Genomic DNA, 15,355 nt, shown 5'->3' with positions numbered 1-15,355 from the left:
GGCCGCCGTGGCCCTCCACCAGACGGATGCCCTGTGCGAGCTGCTGGGTTGTCATGCGTACTCCTCTTTGAGGCGAGAAACGTGAGGCGAAAGTGTGGCGGAGCCTGATAATCGTTCCGCTCAGCAGAACGCGTGTCCGTCAGATGAAACACTAGCACCGGTTAACACGTTCGTAACAACTGCTTTCGCGGTAGAATTGCCGTATTGAGTTCCATCGGGCAGAACCGCCTTTTCATGGTGCACAATGCACAATCTTTGGCCGCAGGAGGACAAAATGTCAGCGACTTTGATCGACGGATCTCACACCTCGGGCGAGGCCGGCGAGCCCGCGAAGGACAGCGCAGCCCGCAAACTGCTGCGCGTGCTCGAAGCCGTGTCGAACCCGGGCGAAACGCACCGGCTGAGCGACCTGGTTAAGGAGACCGGCCTGTCGAAGACGAGCGTGTTCCGTCTGCTGTCCGAACTCGTCGACGACGGCTATGTCAGCCGCACGTCGGACGGCGCGTACACACCCGGACGCGCGCTTCGGTTGCTCGGCCTGCGCCTGACTGCCAGCACGGAGGATTCGGACCGCGTGCGCACCCGGCTGCAGCGCCTCCAGCAGGACGTGCACAGCACCATCCACTTCGCCCTCCGCACCGGCGACTGGGCCACCTACGTTGAGAAGATCGAGGACACCGCGCAGCCGATCCGGATGGCGTCCCGCGTCGGCGCCCAGATCCCGTTGCACTCGACCGCGATCGGCAAGTCCGTTCTGGCCTACCTGCCCGAGAGCGAGGTGCGGCGGTACGCCGCCAACACCGGGCTGCCGCGGCGCACCGACAACACCATCACGGACGTCAACCGTTTGCTCGCCGACGGCGAACTTGTGCGCAATCGCGGCTTCTCGATCGACGACGAGGAGAACGAGGAGCACATCCGCTGCATGGCGACGCCCGTTTTCGACACCCGGCACAATCTGCTGGGCGGAATCGGCATCACCACAATCGCACCATTGGTGACGCAGGCGAAACTCGAGTCATACGCCCCCTGCTCCTCACCGCGGCGCGCGACATCATGTCACTCGTCTAGCTCTGGCCGTTGCGTGGGGAGCGTTTCGCGGCCACGTAGGTCTGTTCCGATCCGACTTTGCGGACGCCCCCTGGACAGGAATCGCTCATCGGGTAACCTATCGATATCTCTGGACGATTGAAGCTGACCGACTTTCGTTATGAGCCCTTGACCGGGTTTTCCACAGGTGATTCATGGGCATGCGGATGCCTCAAGAATGTCGGTGGTCGTCCGTAGAGTAACCGGTATGACAACTGAAAATACCTCAGAACCTCAGCCCGAAAGCACGGCGGAACCCCCGCCCGGGACCCCTCCCGACAGTCCTCCCGACACCTACCTCAACCCCCGGCATCTCAGCCTGGTGGAGCCGTCCCTCGCCGATTTCTATGACGCGATCCGGGAGGCGGACCGGGAGATGAACCGGGCCGCCGCGAAGCGGGCGGCCGCGATCTACACCGCCCAACGGGTGCTCGCCGATGTCGGCCGGGCCCGTGCGGAGGCCGCAGAACGCGCCGGCGGCCTCCGCACGCCGTGGTCGCCGGAGGAGGCCACGAAGGAGGAGTTCACGTGCGAGGTCGGCGCCCTGCTGCGGCTCCCGCGCCGGACGGCGGAGACCCTGATCGAAGCCAGCCGCACCCTCGCCGAAGACCTCCCCGTGACCCGGGAGGCCCTGGCCTCCGGGGTGATCAGTTACCGGCACGCGCAGGTGATCATGGAGCAGGCCTGGGGCATCCGCGTCGCTGATGACCCGGAAGCGTCCGCGCGGGCGCGTGCGGTGTTCGAGGAGGTCCTCGTGCCCGACGCGGAAGTGCTCACCGTGGCGAAGCTCGCCGACCGGGCCCGAAGGGTGCGGGAACGCACCCACCCGGAAACCATCACCGCCCGGCACCAGAAGAGCGTGGAGGATCGGCACGTGGTGTTCCACGCCCTCAACGACGGCATGGCGTCGCTGTATCTGACCGGGGACGCGGAGAAGGTGCAGGCCGCCTACCACCGCACCCTCGACACCGCCCTGACCCTGCAGGGCCCGGAGGAAACCCGCACGCTGACCCAGATCGCGGCCGATGTGCTCACCGATGTCCTGATCGGCGGGGTCACCCCGGATGGACTCGGTGCCGGGGTGGCCGCGCAAGTCAACGTCACGGTCCCGGTACTGACCCTGTTGGGGAAGAGCGAGGAACCCGGGTACCTCGCCGGGTACGGACCGATCGACCCCGACACCGCGAGGCGTCTCGCCGCCGGGGCGCCGAGCTTCACCCGGCTGCTCACCCACCCCGAGACCGGGGTCGTGCTCTCCATGGGACGCGACACCTACAAACCACCCGCCGCGCTCAAGAAATGGCTCGAGGTACGGGATGAAACCTGCACCTTCCCCGGGTGCCGCCGCTCCGCCAAACGATCAGACCTCGACCACAGTGTGGAGTGGCAGCACGGCGGGGAAACCGACGCGATGAACCTCGCCCACCTCTGCCCGTATCACCACGCGGTGAAGAGCTACACCCGGTGGTCGCCGAGGCACCTCGGCGACGGCCGCATCGAATGGACCTCACCGGCCGGGTACAGCTACATCGTCGAACCCTCCGCCGACATGAGACCACCCCGGAAACCCAAACCCGCACCGAAACCACCGGCCCCGATCGTGGACGTCTGGAACCTCGACCCCACACCCGAAGACCCCGAAGACCCGACACCGTTCTAGGTCGCTTGCCCACGCGGGCTCCGCGAAGCCGTCCTTTCCGAGGAGGCAGAGCCGCTCCTGGTGGATCGGAGGCCGGGCGCGGAAAACGCGATGCGGCATCTGCGAGGTGTGCGGCCACGAGCTGGTCCAGCTCAGGAGGGGCCCTTGAGGAAGGCGACGATTCGTTCGCCGACCACCGGCCAGTCAGCACCGAGCCAGACCATGTGGCTGTCCGCATGACTCTCAATGAGTTCGGCAGCACGGATGCTTGAGGCGAGCGAACGCGACTGTGCGAAGGGCACTCCGCCGTCGGTTCGGGTGGCGATCACGAGGGTGGGCTGATCGACCAGAGCGGTGACATCGGGGGTGGGGCGCAGGTCGTTGACAAACCCGCGTCCGGAGCGCATCCGCCGGAAAAGTGTGAGGAGTCCGGCGCGAGCGTCCGGATCCAAGCCGGCCAGGACCTCGCCCACCGGACGGGTGGACAGCGCTCCCATCATCATGCGCAGGCACATGGAGGGAGCGAACCGGGCGAGCGCGTGAACCAGGCCCCAGGTGACCCTCCCGGTCACGCCGTTGAATCCGATCCGGGCTCCCAGGCGAGTGACCGGGTCCGGGTACGGAAGCCAGCCGACTGCACTGATCAGGACCAGCCGGTCGACAAGGCCGGCGTGTCGCGCGGCGAACGTTGCGGCGGTCGGTCCCCCGCCGGAAATGCCGACGACCGCCGCGACCCGGGTGATGCCCAGGTGCGCGCACAGGTCACCCACGACATCCGCGAATCCGGTCACGGTCGTCCCTGTGGACAGCGGAGTGCGACCGTAGCCGGGTCGGGAGGGTGCGAGCACGGAGTAGCCGGCGGCGGCGAAGACGTCCTCGCCGACCGCGATCCCGGCCCGGAGGTGTCCGCCGTGGAAGACCACGATGACCGGGTCCGCGCGAATATCGAGCCGGTACTCGACTGGCCCCTCCGCCAGGCGCGTCGTCCGCAGCATCCGCCCGGGCCTGCCTACCGCCGCACGATGGAGCGCAGCAGCCGCATTGCGACCGAGAGCGAGGCCATGTCGTCCTGGCCGAGGGCGTTGACCTCGTCGAATACGCTGCGTGAGCGGGCGAGCTTTTCGGCGTTGAGTGCCTCCCAGGCGAGGAGACGGTGTTCCGCGCTTCCCGAATCCGTCGCCTCGAGCACGGCCGTGGTGATGTCGGCGACCGTCGAGTAGAGGTCGTCGCGCAGCGCCGCGCGGGCGAGGGCCTGCCAGCGGTCCGTGCGCGGCAACGCGGTGATGCGCTCGAGCAGGTTGTCCACGCCGAACCGGTCGTAGACCGTGTAGTACACGGACGCGACGTCCCCGAGCTGTTCGCCGGACTGCGCCGCGATCTTCACGACGTCGAGCAGGGCGAAGGCCTCGAAGAGCTGGGTCCAGCGGTGGCCGAGGCCGGACGGCAGGCCCCACTCCTCCGCCTTGACCAGCAGCGACCCGAGCCGGGCCTGGTCGGCGCCGCGCACGTAGTCGCCCAGGTGCGCGCGGACGAGCGCGATCTGCGGCTTGTACTGCGCCACGACCTCGGCGACCGGTTGCGAGCCGCCGTGGTTGACCTGCCAGCGCACGGCCCGGTCGAGCAGCCGGCGGATGTCGAGGTGGATCGCCGTCCAGTGCTCCGTCGGGAACGACTTCGGCAGGGCGCTCAGCTCGGCGACCATGGTCTCGAGCTCGAAGATCTCCCGGAGCGCGACGAACGCCCGGGCGATCGCCGCGGGGGTCGCGCTGGTCTCCTCCATGGCACGGAAGGCGAAAGTCACTCCCCCGAGGTTGATCATGTCGTTCGCGACGACGGTCGCGATGATCTCCCGGCGCAGTGGATGCGTGTCGAGCTCGGCGTCGAAGCGTTCGGCGAGCTGGCGCGGGAAGTACCGGCGCAGGGTGCCGCGGAACCACGGGTCGTCCGCGAGGTCGCTGTCCCGGAGCGCGGTCGTGAGCTCGATCTTGGCGTAGGCGGCGAGCACCGAGAGCTCTGGCGAGGTGAGCCCCTGGCCGTGGTCGATCCGTTCGTGCAGCTCCGTGGTGGTCGGCAACGCCTCGAGCTCGCGCTTCAGGTCGCCGGATGCCTCGAGCGCGTCCATCAGGCGTTCGTAACTCGGGCTCCAGCTCGCGACCTTGACCCGGTCGTTCAGCAGCAGGATGTTCTGGTCGACGTTATCCTCCAGGACCAGCCGGCCGACCTCGTCCGTCATCGCGGCGAGGAACCCGGGGCGCTCTTCGGCGCTGAGCCGTCCGGCCGCGACCATCCGGTCGACGAAGATCTTGATGTTGACCTCGTGGTCGGAGCAGTCCACGCCGGCGGAGTTGTCGATCGCGTCGGTGTTGAGCAGCACCCCGGCCAGGGCGGCCTCGATGCGGCCGCGCTGGGTGAGGCCGAGGTTGCCGCCCTCACCGACGACCTTGACGCGCAGGTCGCGGCCGTCGACGCGGATGGCGTCGTTCGCCTTGTCGCCGACCTGCGCAGCGGTTTCGGTGCTCGCCTTGACGTAGGTGCCGATGCCGCCGTTGTAGAGCAGGTCGGCCGGTGCCGTGAGGATGGCGCGGAGCAGTTCCGGCGGGCTCAGGTGCGTGACGTTTTCGGGCAGTCCGAGGACGGCGCGCACCTCCGCCGAGATCGGGACCACTTTGGCCTGCCGCGGGAACACCCCGCCGCCTGCGCTGATCAGGCTCGTGTCGTAGTCCGCCCAGGAGGACCGGGGCAGTTCGAAGAGCCGGCGCCGCTCGGCGAACGACACGGCCGGGTCGGGGTTCGGGTCGAGGAACACGTGCCGGTGGTCGAAGGCCGCCACGAGCTTGATGTGCTCGGAGAGCAGCATCCCGTTGCCGAAGACGTCTCCGGACATGTCGCCGATCCCGACGACGGTGAATTCCTCGGTCTGGGTGTCGAGGTCGAGTTCACCGAAGTGGCGCTTGACCGATTCCCAGGCGCCGCGGGCCGTGATGCCCATGGCCTTGTGGTCGTAGCCGATCGAGCCGCCGGAGGCGAAGGCGTCGCCGAGCCAGAAGCCGTAATCGATGGCAATCCCGTTGGCGATATCAGAGAACGTTGCGGTACCTTTGTCAGCTGCAACGACGAGGTACGGAGTCGTTGTCGTCGTGACGCACGACGTTCGCCGGGGAACGACCTGCTCACCGGCATCCGTCAAAACGAGGTTGTCGGTCAGGTCGAGCATGCCGCGGATGAAGGTCTTGTATGCATCGATGCCTTCGGCCAGCCAGGCGGCCCGGTTGACACCGGGGTCGGGCAGCTTCTTCGCGAAGAACCCGCCCTTGGCGCCGGTCGGCACGATCACGGCGTTCTTGACCGTCTGCGCCTTGACGAGGCCGAGAACACTTCGGTGCGGAAGTCTTCCTCACGGTCCGACCAGCGCAAGCCACCACGAGCGACGTTGCCGAAGCGCAGGTGCACGCCTTCGACGCGCGGCGAGTACACCCAGATCTCGAACATCGGCTTCGGGAACGGCAGTGCCTCGATGCGGCTCGGGTCGAGCTTGATGCTCAGGTAGGGCTTGTTCTGGAAATAGTTCGTGCGCAGCGTCGCCTCGATGAGGTTCAGCAGCACCCGCAGCACCCGGTCGGCGTCGAGGGTGGCGACCTGTTCGATGGCCGTGGCGAGCTGCGCGCGCACCTCCTCGGTGCGACGGATGCGTTCGGTCTCGTCCCGCGCGGGGTCGAACCGGGCCTCGAAGAGGTCCACGAGCCCGCCAGAGACCGCGGGGTTGGCGAGCAGGGTGTCGCCGACGAAGTCGTAGGAGTTGGTGTTGCCCATCTGGCGCAGGTACTTGGCGTAGCTGCGGAGGATGACCACGCGGCGCCAGGGCATGCCTTCGCGGAGGACCAGGCGGTCGAGTCCGTCCGACTCGATGGCCCCGCTGACCGCTGCGCCGAAGGAGTCGGCGAGCAGGTCGCCGGTGCCGACCGGGTCGACGCCCGCCGGGTAGCGCAGGCCGAGGTCGTAGAGGAAGAATTCACGCCCGTCGGAGGTCTTGATCTCGAAGGGCACCTCGTCGAGAACCTCGATACCGAGGTTCTGGAAGTACGGCAGGATCTGGCTGAGGCTCTGCGACTCCATCATGTAGAGCTTCACCCGGGCGTCTTCGGCGGGCCGGTCAGCGGCGTTCGGGGAGAGGTAGACGTGCACGCCCGGGCGAGGCGAACCCGTCACGGATGCCGCGGCATCCCGCGCGACCGCACTCTTCAGGCCCGCGGCGTATGCCTCGAACCTGCTGATGTCGACGAGGGCGTCCTCGACTTCATAGTCGACCTGGTAGCTCGGCGGGAACGCCTCTGCCCAGAGGTGCGCGAGCCTCGTGTCGTGCAGCTGCTCGGTGATCCCCTCCGCCCAGGACCGCACGGCCATGGCCAGGCGGGGTTCGAGTGCCGCGGCGAGCGCGGCGACGTCGTCGGCCGTTCCGACAGCGGCCGTCTTCGGCAGGCGGATCCGGTAGAACAGGCGGGCGAGGGTGGACTCCGTCATGCGGGCCTCGAAGTCGAGGGATTCCGCGGAGAAGGTCTCGGTCAGTTCCTTCTCGATCCGGAGGCGCACCGCCGTCGTGTACCGGTCGCGGGGGAAGTAGACGAGGGCGGACATGAAGCGGCCGAACAGGTCCGGGCGCAGGAAGAGCCGGGTCCGCCGGCGTTCCTGCAGTCGCTGGATGGCGACGGCCGTTGCGACGAGGGTGGGCACGTCGATCTGGAAGAGCTCATCGCGCGGGTAGGTCTCGAGGATGCCGAGCAGGTCCTTGTCGCTGTGCGAGCCCGGCGGGAAGCCGACCTCGGCCATGACGGCATCGATCTTCTCGCGCAGGATCGGCACGTCACGCACGGAGCTCGTGTACGCGCTCACGGCGAAGAGGCCGATGAAGCGCTGCTCCCCGTTGACGTTGCCGTTGGCGTCGAAGCTCTTGATGCCGATGTAGTCGAAGTACGCGGGACGGTGCACGCTCGAGCGGGAGTTGGCCTTGGTGATCACGAGGGCGCGCCGTTCGCGGGCCATCGTGCGCCCGGCATCCGTCAGGTGCTGGATCTCGTGCCCGTCTTTCACGGCGCGCAACAGGCCGAGACCGCTGTCGTCGCGGATGGAGAGGACGTCCTCGCCGTCGACCGTCTCGAGGTCGTATTCGCGGTAGCCGAGGAAGGTGAAGTTGTCCTGGTCGAGCCAGTGCAGCAGGTCCCTGGCTTGCGCCAGGTCGGGGATGCCCTCGGCGTGCGGCAGCTTCCCGAGTGCGTCGGCGATCTGCACGGACTTCGAGCGCATCGCGGGCCAGTCGTCCACGGCGGCCCGCACGTCGTGGAGCACCCGCGCGATCCCCTCGGCCAGGCGCTCGCGGGCCTCGACGCTCGCACGGTCGATCTCGATCGCGATCCACGACTCGAGATGCGGCGAGTCCTCCTCGTTGCCGAGCAGGTGGGAGATGTCGGGCATCGCGGAGGTGTCGCCACTCGAGACGCCCGCGTTAACCGGCATGCGGGTGACCCTGACGAGCTCGTGGGTCTCCCGGTTGCGGGTGACGACGAGTAGGGGGTGCACGACGAGGTGGATGGCCGCGTGCTGGCGGACCAGTTCGGCGTTGACCGAGTCGACGAGGAACGGCATGTCGTCGGTGACGACGTAGAGGATGCTGCGATCGGTTTCGGTCCGGATCTCGATGTTCGCCGTCTTCGGTGGCCGGGTGAGGGCGACCTGCCAGTGGCTCTCCGCCCGTGCGCGCAGCGTGGCCGGGTCGTATTCCCTGGCATCGTCACCGAGGTGCTCGTAGTAGTCGGCGACGAAGGCCTCGGTCGTCGACGCTTCGGTGTTCGACAACGCACTGGACAGTTCGGACGACGATTTTGACGACATTGACAAAAGGCACCCATTCGCTTCTGATCCCGCTCGCTCTTGAACGAGGACCGCTTGGACCCCCATCGTAGTTTCGTTCGCCGAAGCTCGCACATCGCCCCCTGTCGATGAGTCAGGAACTGCGAACTGACCTATCGGGCTGCTATGAGTTTGCCTATACTCGCGAGAGTTGACACTCGGGCTCCACGCCGCGAATCGGATGATGTCGCTCCGGTCGCTCCTGACAACACCACACACGCACTCCACAAGGGAGTCCACCACCATGAAACTCACGTCTGTCCTGCGCGCCATCGCCCTGATGTCGGTCCTCGCCTTCGCGGGAGGTGGCGCGGTGACCGCGGTGACCGCGGCCGCCGCGGATCCGGGCGTCGGGCACGCCGCGGCATCCGTCCCCAGGAACTCCGCACAGGGCGCGCACCCGAGCGGGGTGCTGCAGGTCGCCGTCGGCCCCTCACCGTCCGGCATCACGCCGACGAGCACCTCGGGCACGCCGGGGATCGGGGGCGTGCCGACGGCCAATATCGTGGGGTCGAGCGGCACGATGAAGGACTTCCTCGTGTCAGTGCTCGGCGACGTGGATGCCTACTGGACCGGCGTGTGGAAGGACGACGGCCGCCCGGCACCCTTCGTGACCTATGCCTTCCCCGCGGCGGGCGAGGTCGTGCCGTCGATGTGCGCGCCGGGCTTCTCCGATGACATGAGCGCGTACTACTGCCTGTACGACGACAAGATCACGGTGTCGCAGAGCCTCGCCCAGAAGATCTGGGACGGAACCCTCTACGCGAACACCGACGGCACGAGGACCCATAAGACCGGCGACTTCTCGGTCGCTTACGTCGTCGCGCACGAGTACGCGCACGAGCTCCAGAACGAAATCGGCATCTTCAGCACCGCCGGTTCGATCTACCCGGTCTACAAGATCGAGCTGCACGCCGACTGCTGGGCCGGGGTCTGGGCGAAGTCGGCGGAGGACGAAGGGATCCTCGACCAGGGCGACATCAAGGAGGCCGGCCAGACGACTCTCGACCTGGGCGATTACGCCTTCGACAACCCCCAGCACCACGGCACCCCCGAGCAGCGCAACGAGGCCTTCCTGGAGGGGTACGACGGCGGCAGCGAAGGGTCCTGCGACGGTTGGCTCAACGACACGTACTGACGACACCCCTTAATGGGGGTAGACAGGAGTCGTTGAAAATAGCGGGACGCTGCAAGGCTGGATGTATGTCCGATTCTCAGCAAACAGTGAGTTCACCCCCAGAATTCGGCGGAAGCAACCTCCCGCCCGCACCGCCCGTGCCGCCCGTTGCACCCGCGCCGCTCGCCCCCACGAGCAACCCCTTCGGACTGGTATCCCTCATCGTCGGCGCCGTCGCCTTCGTGGGCGCGTTCATTCCAATCGTCAATTACGTGTCCGGGTTCGCCGCCATCGCCGGGCTCGTCTTCGGAATCATCGCCGTGACCAGAAAGGGCAAGCCGAAGGGTCATGCGAAGGGCGGGATCGCGGCATCCGGTGTCGCCCTTCTGCTGTCGATCGTGCTCGCGATCGTGTACACGATCGGCTTCGTCGCCGCCGTCAATGACGCCCAGGGCCTGAAGTCGGGCACTTCCTCGAGCGACACGTCCGGCGACAGCTCGGACTCGGGTGACAGCCTGACCGACCCCACCGAGGTTCCCTCGAACGAGGGCGAGGTCGGAACCCGCACCAACCCGGCCCCGATCGGCACGACGATCGCAACGACCGCGGACGGCGAGCCGGAGTATGAGATCACCCTCGGCGCCCCGACCCTGAACGCCGACGCGATCATCGCCGCTGAGAACCAGTTCAACGACGCCGCACCCGCCGGCATGCAGTACGCCATGCTGCCGATCACGGTCACCTATCAGGGCACCACGACCGGCACCCCCTGGATGGACCTCGACGTGTCCTTCGTGTCCGCCGCCGGCACCACGCACAGTGAACTCGACAGCTCGGTCGTCGGCCCCGCGCCGCTGTCCGATATCAACGAGCTCTACCCCGCCGGAACGGCGACCGGCAACGTCGTGATCGCCATCCCGACAGCGGATGCCGCGACCGGCACCTGGGTCATCTCGCAGTCGTTCAGCGACCAGAAGTTCTACTCGGCAGCACAGTAGGCCCATCCGCACTGTTCCGTTGCGGAGAAAGCACCCTCGCCCACGCGACGAGGGTGCATTCTCCGTGACTGAGGCGTTGAGGGCGCTTGTCGGGCCGCCCGGAAGTACGGTTGCGGCCCGCGATGAGGGGACTACGCTCTTCGGTGGAATGATCCACTCGCGGCTTCGGCCCGCTCGGCTCCTGCCGCATGTCATTACTTCAAAGGAGAAGATGTCATGGAATACATCACGTGGTTTGCCCCCATCCTGCCCGGCAAGACCGAGGCCTGGCAGTCCTTCGCCGCAGAGATGGCCGGCGCGCGCCGCGAGGAGCACGAGCGGTCCCGGCGTCGGATGGGCCTGCATCGCGAGGTCGCCTCGCTCATGTCGACCCCGCAGGGCGACTTCGTCGCGCTCTATCACGAGGCCGACGACCTCGCCAGGATGTTCCGCGACTTCGCCACCTCCCAGGACCCCCACGACGTGTGGTTCCGGGACAAGATGATCGAGTTCCACGGCCTCACGCCCGAGATGCTGCAGGGTCCGCCGCCCGCGCGACTGGTCCTCGACTACAACGAGGAGACCTGGGCCAGGCAGGGCGCCGGCCGCGGCGAGAGGCGTGGCGAGGCCCGCACCTCCGACACCGAGTAGGACTCCGGCGCTCCGGCGGCGTCCCAGCGGCCGCTCGTAGGATGAGGGCATGCGCGCAATTCTGGTACCCGTACCCGGAGGGCCCGACGCCCTCACCCTGTCAACCGTGGCCGAACTGGAGGTCGGGCCCAGGGACATCCGCATTCAGGTCGCCGCCGCCGGCGTCAACCGGGCGGATGTCTCCCAGCGGCAGGGCTACTACCCATCGCCCGCCGGGGCCCCGGCCTGGCCGGGCCTCGAGGTGTCGGGGATCGTGACGGAGGTCGGCAGCGCGACAACGCTCTTCGCCGTCGGTGACCGGGTCTGTGCGCTGCTCGCGGGCGGCGGCTACGCGGCCGAGGCCGTCGTGCACGAGGAACTCGCCCTGCCCGTGCCCGAAGCGATCGACCTCGTCGACGCGGCAGCGCTGCCCGAGGCGCTCGCGACGGTCTGGTCCAACGTGTTCCTCGCGGCGGGGCTGCAGAGCGGCGAGACCCTGCTCGTACACGGCGGAGCGAGCGGAATCGGCACGACCGCGATCCAGCTGGCCCGGCTGGCCGGCGCGCGCGTCGCGGTCACGGCAGGCTCCCCCGAGAAGCTCGCGGTCTGCCGCGACCTCGGCGCAGACATCCTGATCGACTACCGCAGCCAGGACTTCCCCGCCGAGATCGACCGTGCCACCGAGGGGCACGGCGCCGACGTGATCCTCGACATCATGGGCGGCTCGTACGCGGCGCGCAACATCGCCGCGCTCGCGCTCGACGGGCGCATCATGGTGATCGCCAACCAGAGCGGCCAGGACGCCGTCTTCAACCCGATGTACCTCATGCAGAAGCGCGGCCGCTACTGGGGCACGACCCTGCGCGCCCGTCCGTTCGCCGAGAAGGCCGCGATCATCGCAGCCCTCCGCACGGATGCCTGGCCCTGGCTCGAATCCGGGGCCTTCCGTCCCGTGATCGACAGCCGGTACCCGTTCAGCGAGGCGGCGTCCGCGCACTGCCGGATGGAGGCATCCGCCCACGTGGGCAAGATCGTGCTCGTGCCCTGACTCAGGCGAGGAAACCCAGAATCGCGACGGCGGCGGCGAGCACGAGCAGGACGACGTTGACGCCGAGCGAGGAGAGCTCGCCGCGACGCACGTGAACCGTGATGGCGCCGATCTGCAGGAGCACGAGCCCGATCGCGGCGATCGGAGTGAAGACGGGCGCGATTCCGGTGGCGAGCGGCAGAATCACGCCGAGGGCGCCGAGCAGGCCGAGCGCCCCGATCACGGTGACCTGGGGCTCGGTGAAGTCCTCGACCCACGGCATCATCGGCTGCAGTTGGGCCTTGCTGCGGACGACCTTGATACCCCCGGCCATGAGGTAGACGACGGTGAGGAGGACCGCTGTGATCCAGAGGGCGAGAGTCATGGCATCCGTTTCGTTGAGTTTCCGGTGTTTGTCTGGGAGTCTGGCAGGTGTGACTTGCCCGTGATTGTTACGATTGGTGCCTAACATCACGAGTGGTTACTTTTATACCGCACGGGCCCCACGCACTGCTCTGTGCCTTGGGCACACGGAGGTAAGAAATGGAGTTCCGTATGACGACAACGGACGTACACGCCGCCCGGATGGACGACATCTGTTCCGGCGAGGGCGACGACGGACGGGTCGTGCGCGACTTGCTCGAACACCTCGGCGACAAGTGGACCCTCCTCGTCGTGGGGATGCTCGAAGGCGGGGCAATCCGGTACTCCGAACTCAAGAACCGGGTGCCCGGCATCTCCCAGCGGATGCTGACGCTCACCCTCAAGAAGCTCGAGCGCGACGGACTCGTGAGCCGGGAGAGCTTCCCGGAGATCCCGCCGCGGGTCGAATACGAACTCACGCCGCTCGGACACACGCTGCTCCCGCCGGCGATCGCGTTCGCGGCGTGGGCGCACGACAGTTCCGCCGAGATCCTCGCCCGGCGGGCCGAGTTCGACGCGCGGGTGACCCGGTGATCGGGACGGGAGCGGGCGCGGGCGCGGGCGCGCCGACCGTGATCGAGACCACGGTCGATGAACTCGCGGCGCGCGTGCGCCGGGTGCTCGCCGGGTCGGCCGACGCTGTGCCGCGCATCCTGCTGGGGCTCTGCGGCGCGCCGGGCTCGGGCAAGTCAACGCTCGCGGCGGCGCTCGTCGAGCGGCTCGGAGCCGGGACCGCCGTGATCGTGCCGATGGACGGTTTCCACCTCGCGACCGACCTGATTCGCGGCACGCCGCTCGCCGAGCGCCGCGGCGCGATCGACACCTTCGATCCCGGCTCGTACCTGTCGCTGCTGCGCCGGCTCCGCGCCCGCGACGAGGACGTCGTATACGCCCCTTCGTTCCGCCGCGGCCTCGAGGAGCCGATCGCGGCATCCATCGCCGTACCCCGCGGTGTGCCGGTGGTCATCACCGAGGGCAACTACCTGCTCGCCGATGCCCCCGTCTGGCGCGAGCTGCGCGGCGAACTCGACGCGGTCTGGTTCATCGACACGCCCGACGCCGTGCGGCTGCCGCGGCTGATCGGCCGGCACGTGAGCTTCGGGCGCGACGCAGCGGATGCCGCGGCGTTCGCCCGCGGGAGCGACCAGGCCAACGCAGACCTCATCGACCGCACTCGCGAGCGGGCGGACCTGATCCTGCGGCTCGCCGACTGACCCGAATTCGGAACGCCCCGGAGTGGGTGTGGGGGCGAGCCTCCGGTTACGCCTAGGCTCAGGTGACCCGGAAGGCCGCCATGACGCCCGCACCAAAGAAGCCCACCACCCTCGAAGCGAAGATCAGGCGGTTCGTCGGTTCGCTCAGCATCCGCTCCCGGGTGATCGGCGGCGTCGCCGGGGTACTGCTGGTCGCTCTCGTCGCCGGTGGGGTCGCCGCGGCCACGCGCCCGGACGGCGGCCGGCTCGCCGACACATCGGCGGCGAGTTCGAGTGCGAGCGCGACCCCGACGAGCTCGAGTTCGATCGTGAAGGCCACGGCCACGGCCACGCCCACTGCGGCGGCGTTCACCGAGGAATCGCCCGCAGACCCCACGAGCGTCACCGCAGCCTCCGATGCTGCGACGGTCGCGATCACCGACACCTCGGCGACGAACGGCCTGGCCGTCACCCTGCTCGCGACTCTCGCGGTCAAGGGCAAGGCGCCCAAGACCGGGTACGACCGGGTCGGCGACTTCGGCACCGCCTGGCTCGACGTCGACCGCAACGGCTGCGACACCCGCAACGACGTTCTCGGCCGCGACCTCACGAGCGTCGTCAAGTCGGGAACGTGCACGGTCATGACCGGCACGATCGTCTCCCCGTACACGAACGCGACGATTTCCTTCGTGCGGGGAGCGGCGACATCCGCCCTCGTGCAGATCGACCACGTGGTGCCGCTCGCGAACGCCTGGCAGACCGGCGCGCAGCAGCTCAGCCAGGCGCAGCGCGTCTCGCTCGCGAACGATCCGCTCAACCTGCTCGCGGTCGACGGGCGTTCCAATGAGCAGAAGAGCGACGGCGACACCGCGACCTGGCTCCCCGCGAACAAGTCATACCGGTGCCACTACGTCGCCCGGCAGATCTCGGTCAAGGCGACCTACGGCCTCTGGGTGACGCAGGCAGAACGGGATGCGATGACGCGCGTCCTCGACACCTGCCCCAGCGAGCCCGCCCTCACGTCCGGATTCACGCCGGCACCGGCACCCGCACCCGTCGTCGTCGCCCCGGTCCCCGCGGCGCCCGCCCCCGCCGCCGCCCCCGAACCCGCGCCGGTCGTCGCCCCGGCCCCCGCGCCAGCCCCCGCGCCGGCCACGGCCTACTACAAGAATTGCGACGCCGTCCGCGCCGCCGGAGCCGCGCCGATCCACCCCGGCGACCCGGGCTGGCAGTCCAAGTTCGACCGCGACGGCGACGGGATCGGCTGCGAGTAGCCGCCCCCTTCGCGAGAGTGCACTTTTGGCCCTTTAAACCACCCGCTTAAGGGCCAAAAGTGCACTCTCGCGGAGTTCGAGAGGC

13 protein-coding genes are annotated in these 15,355 nt (G+C 68.3%); 9 read left to right on the top strand and 4 right to left on the bottom strand.

Annotation, left to right across the window (positions count from 1 at the left end):
* Positions 1-274 precede the first annotated feature (274 nt).
* Together RGU41_RS01845 and RGU41_RS01840 are read left to right on the top strand one after the other, a co-directional pair.
* Positions 275-1,192 carry an IclR family transcriptional regulator gene (locus tag RGU41_RS01845; protein WP_322135357.1) on the top strand — a complete coding sequence of 306 codons (918 nt, stop codon included), beginning with the start codon at positions 275-277 and terminating at the stop codon, positions 1,190-1,192.
* A 105-nt stretch (positions 1,193-1,297) separates the two neighbouring features.
* The gene (locus RGU41_RS01840) at positions 1,298-2,749 is read left to right on the top strand and encodes an HNH endonuclease signature motif containing protein (RefSeq protein WP_322135356.1); all 1,452 of its coding nucleotides are present in this window, start codon (positions 1,298-1,300) and stop codon (positions 2,747-2,749) included.
* A gap of 131 nt (positions 2,750-2,880) precedes the next feature.
* Here the strand turns inward: RGU41_RS01840 and RGU41_RS01835 are convergent, their stop codons facing one another.
* From RGU41_RS01835 to RGU41_RS01825, 3 genes are read right to left on the bottom strand one after another with little or no spacing between them, the layout of a single operon-like run.
* Positions 2,881-3,723 carry an alpha/beta hydrolase gene (locus tag RGU41_RS01835; RefSeq protein WP_322135355.1) on the bottom strand — a complete coding sequence of 281 codons (843 nt, stop codon included), beginning with the start codon at positions 3,721-3,723 and terminating at the stop codon, positions 2,881-2,883.
* Between the two features lie 14 nt (positions 3,724-3,737).
* On the bottom strand, positions 3,738-6,062 hold the full coding sequence (locus RGU41_RS01830; protein WP_322135354.1) for an NAD-glutamate dehydrogenase domain-containing protein: 2,325 nt from the start codon (positions 6,060-6,062) through the stop codon (positions 3,738-3,740).
* The gene (locus RGU41_RS01825) at positions 6,059-8,611 is read right to left on the bottom strand and encodes an NAD-glutamate dehydrogenase domain-containing protein (protein WP_322135353.1); all 2,553 of its coding nucleotides are present in this window, start codon (positions 8,609-8,611) and stop codon (positions 6,059-6,061) included. The genes RGU41_RS01830 and RGU41_RS01825 overlap by 4 nt, the downstream gene beginning before the upstream one ends.
* 262 nt (positions 8,612-8,873) lie before the next feature.
* Here RGU41_RS01825 and RGU41_RS01820 point away from each other — a divergent pair, with 262 nt between their 5' ends.
* From RGU41_RS01820 to RGU41_RS01805, 4 genes are all read left to right on the top strand, one after another.
* Complete coding sequence (locus tag RGU41_RS01820; protein ID WP_322135352.1) at positions 8,874-9,767, top strand: neutral zinc metallopeptidase; 894 nt, start codon at positions 8,874-8,876, stop codon at positions 9,765-9,767.
* 86 nt (positions 9,768-9,853) lie between these two features.
* Positions 9,854-10,744, top strand: coding sequence for a DUF4190 domain-containing protein (locus RGU41_RS01815; protein ID WP_322135351.1), 891 nt, complete (start codon positions 9,854-9,856; stop codon positions 10,742-10,744).
* A gap of 216 nt (positions 10,745-10,960) precedes the next feature.
* The gene (locus tag RGU41_RS01810) at positions 10,961-11,374 is read left to right on the top strand and encodes a DUF6176 family protein (protein WP_322135350.1); all 414 of its coding nucleotides are present in this window, start codon (positions 10,961-10,963) and stop codon (positions 11,372-11,374) included.
* A 49-nt stretch (positions 11,375-11,423) separates the two neighbouring features.
* The gene (locus RGU41_RS01805) at positions 11,424-12,401 is read left to right on the top strand and encodes an NAD(P)H-quinone oxidoreductase (protein WP_322135349.1); all 978 of its coding nucleotides are present in this window, start codon (positions 11,424-11,426) and stop codon (positions 12,399-12,401) included.
* 1 nt (position 12,402) lies between these two features.
* Here RGU41_RS01805 and RGU41_RS01800 read toward each other — a convergent pair whose 3' ends face one another.
* Positions 12,403-12,765, bottom strand: coding sequence for a DoxX family protein (locus RGU41_RS01800; protein WP_322135348.1), 363 nt, complete (start codon positions 12,763-12,765; stop codon positions 12,403-12,405).
* Between the two features lie 170 nt (positions 12,766-12,935).
* Between RGU41_RS01800 and RGU41_RS01795 the strand changes: the two genes are divergently transcribed.
* From RGU41_RS01795 to RGU41_RS01785, 3 genes are all read left to right on the top strand, one after another.
* On the top strand, positions 12,936-13,337 hold the full coding sequence (locus tag RGU41_RS01795) for a winged helix-turn-helix transcriptional regulator (protein ID WP_241975404.1): 402 nt from the start codon (positions 12,936-12,938) through the stop codon (positions 13,335-13,337).
* Positions 13,334-14,017, top strand: coding sequence for a nucleoside/nucleotide kinase family protein (locus RGU41_RS01790; RefSeq protein ID WP_322135347.1), 684 nt, complete (start codon positions 13,334-13,336; stop codon positions 14,015-14,017). The genes RGU41_RS01795 and RGU41_RS01790 overlap by 4 nt, the downstream gene beginning before the upstream one ends.
* A gap of 80 nt (positions 14,018-14,097) precedes the next feature.
* On the top strand, positions 14,098-15,270 hold the full coding sequence (locus RGU41_RS01785; RefSeq protein ID WP_322135346.1) for a GmrSD restriction endonuclease domain-containing protein: 1,173 nt from the start codon (positions 14,098-14,100) through the stop codon (positions 15,268-15,270).
* The last annotated feature ends 85 nt before the right edge of the window (positions 15,271-15,355 follow it).

Origin of the sequence: Cryobacterium sp. 10C3, from assembly GCF_034314285.1 — a bacterium.
GTDB classification, from domain to species: domain Bacteria; phylum Actinomycetota; class Actinomycetes; order Actinomycetales; family Microbacteriaceae; genus Cryobacterium; species Cryobacterium glucosi.
Note: the sequence above shows the minus strand (reverse complement) of the source record. Positions and strands in the feature narration are given on the sequence as shown.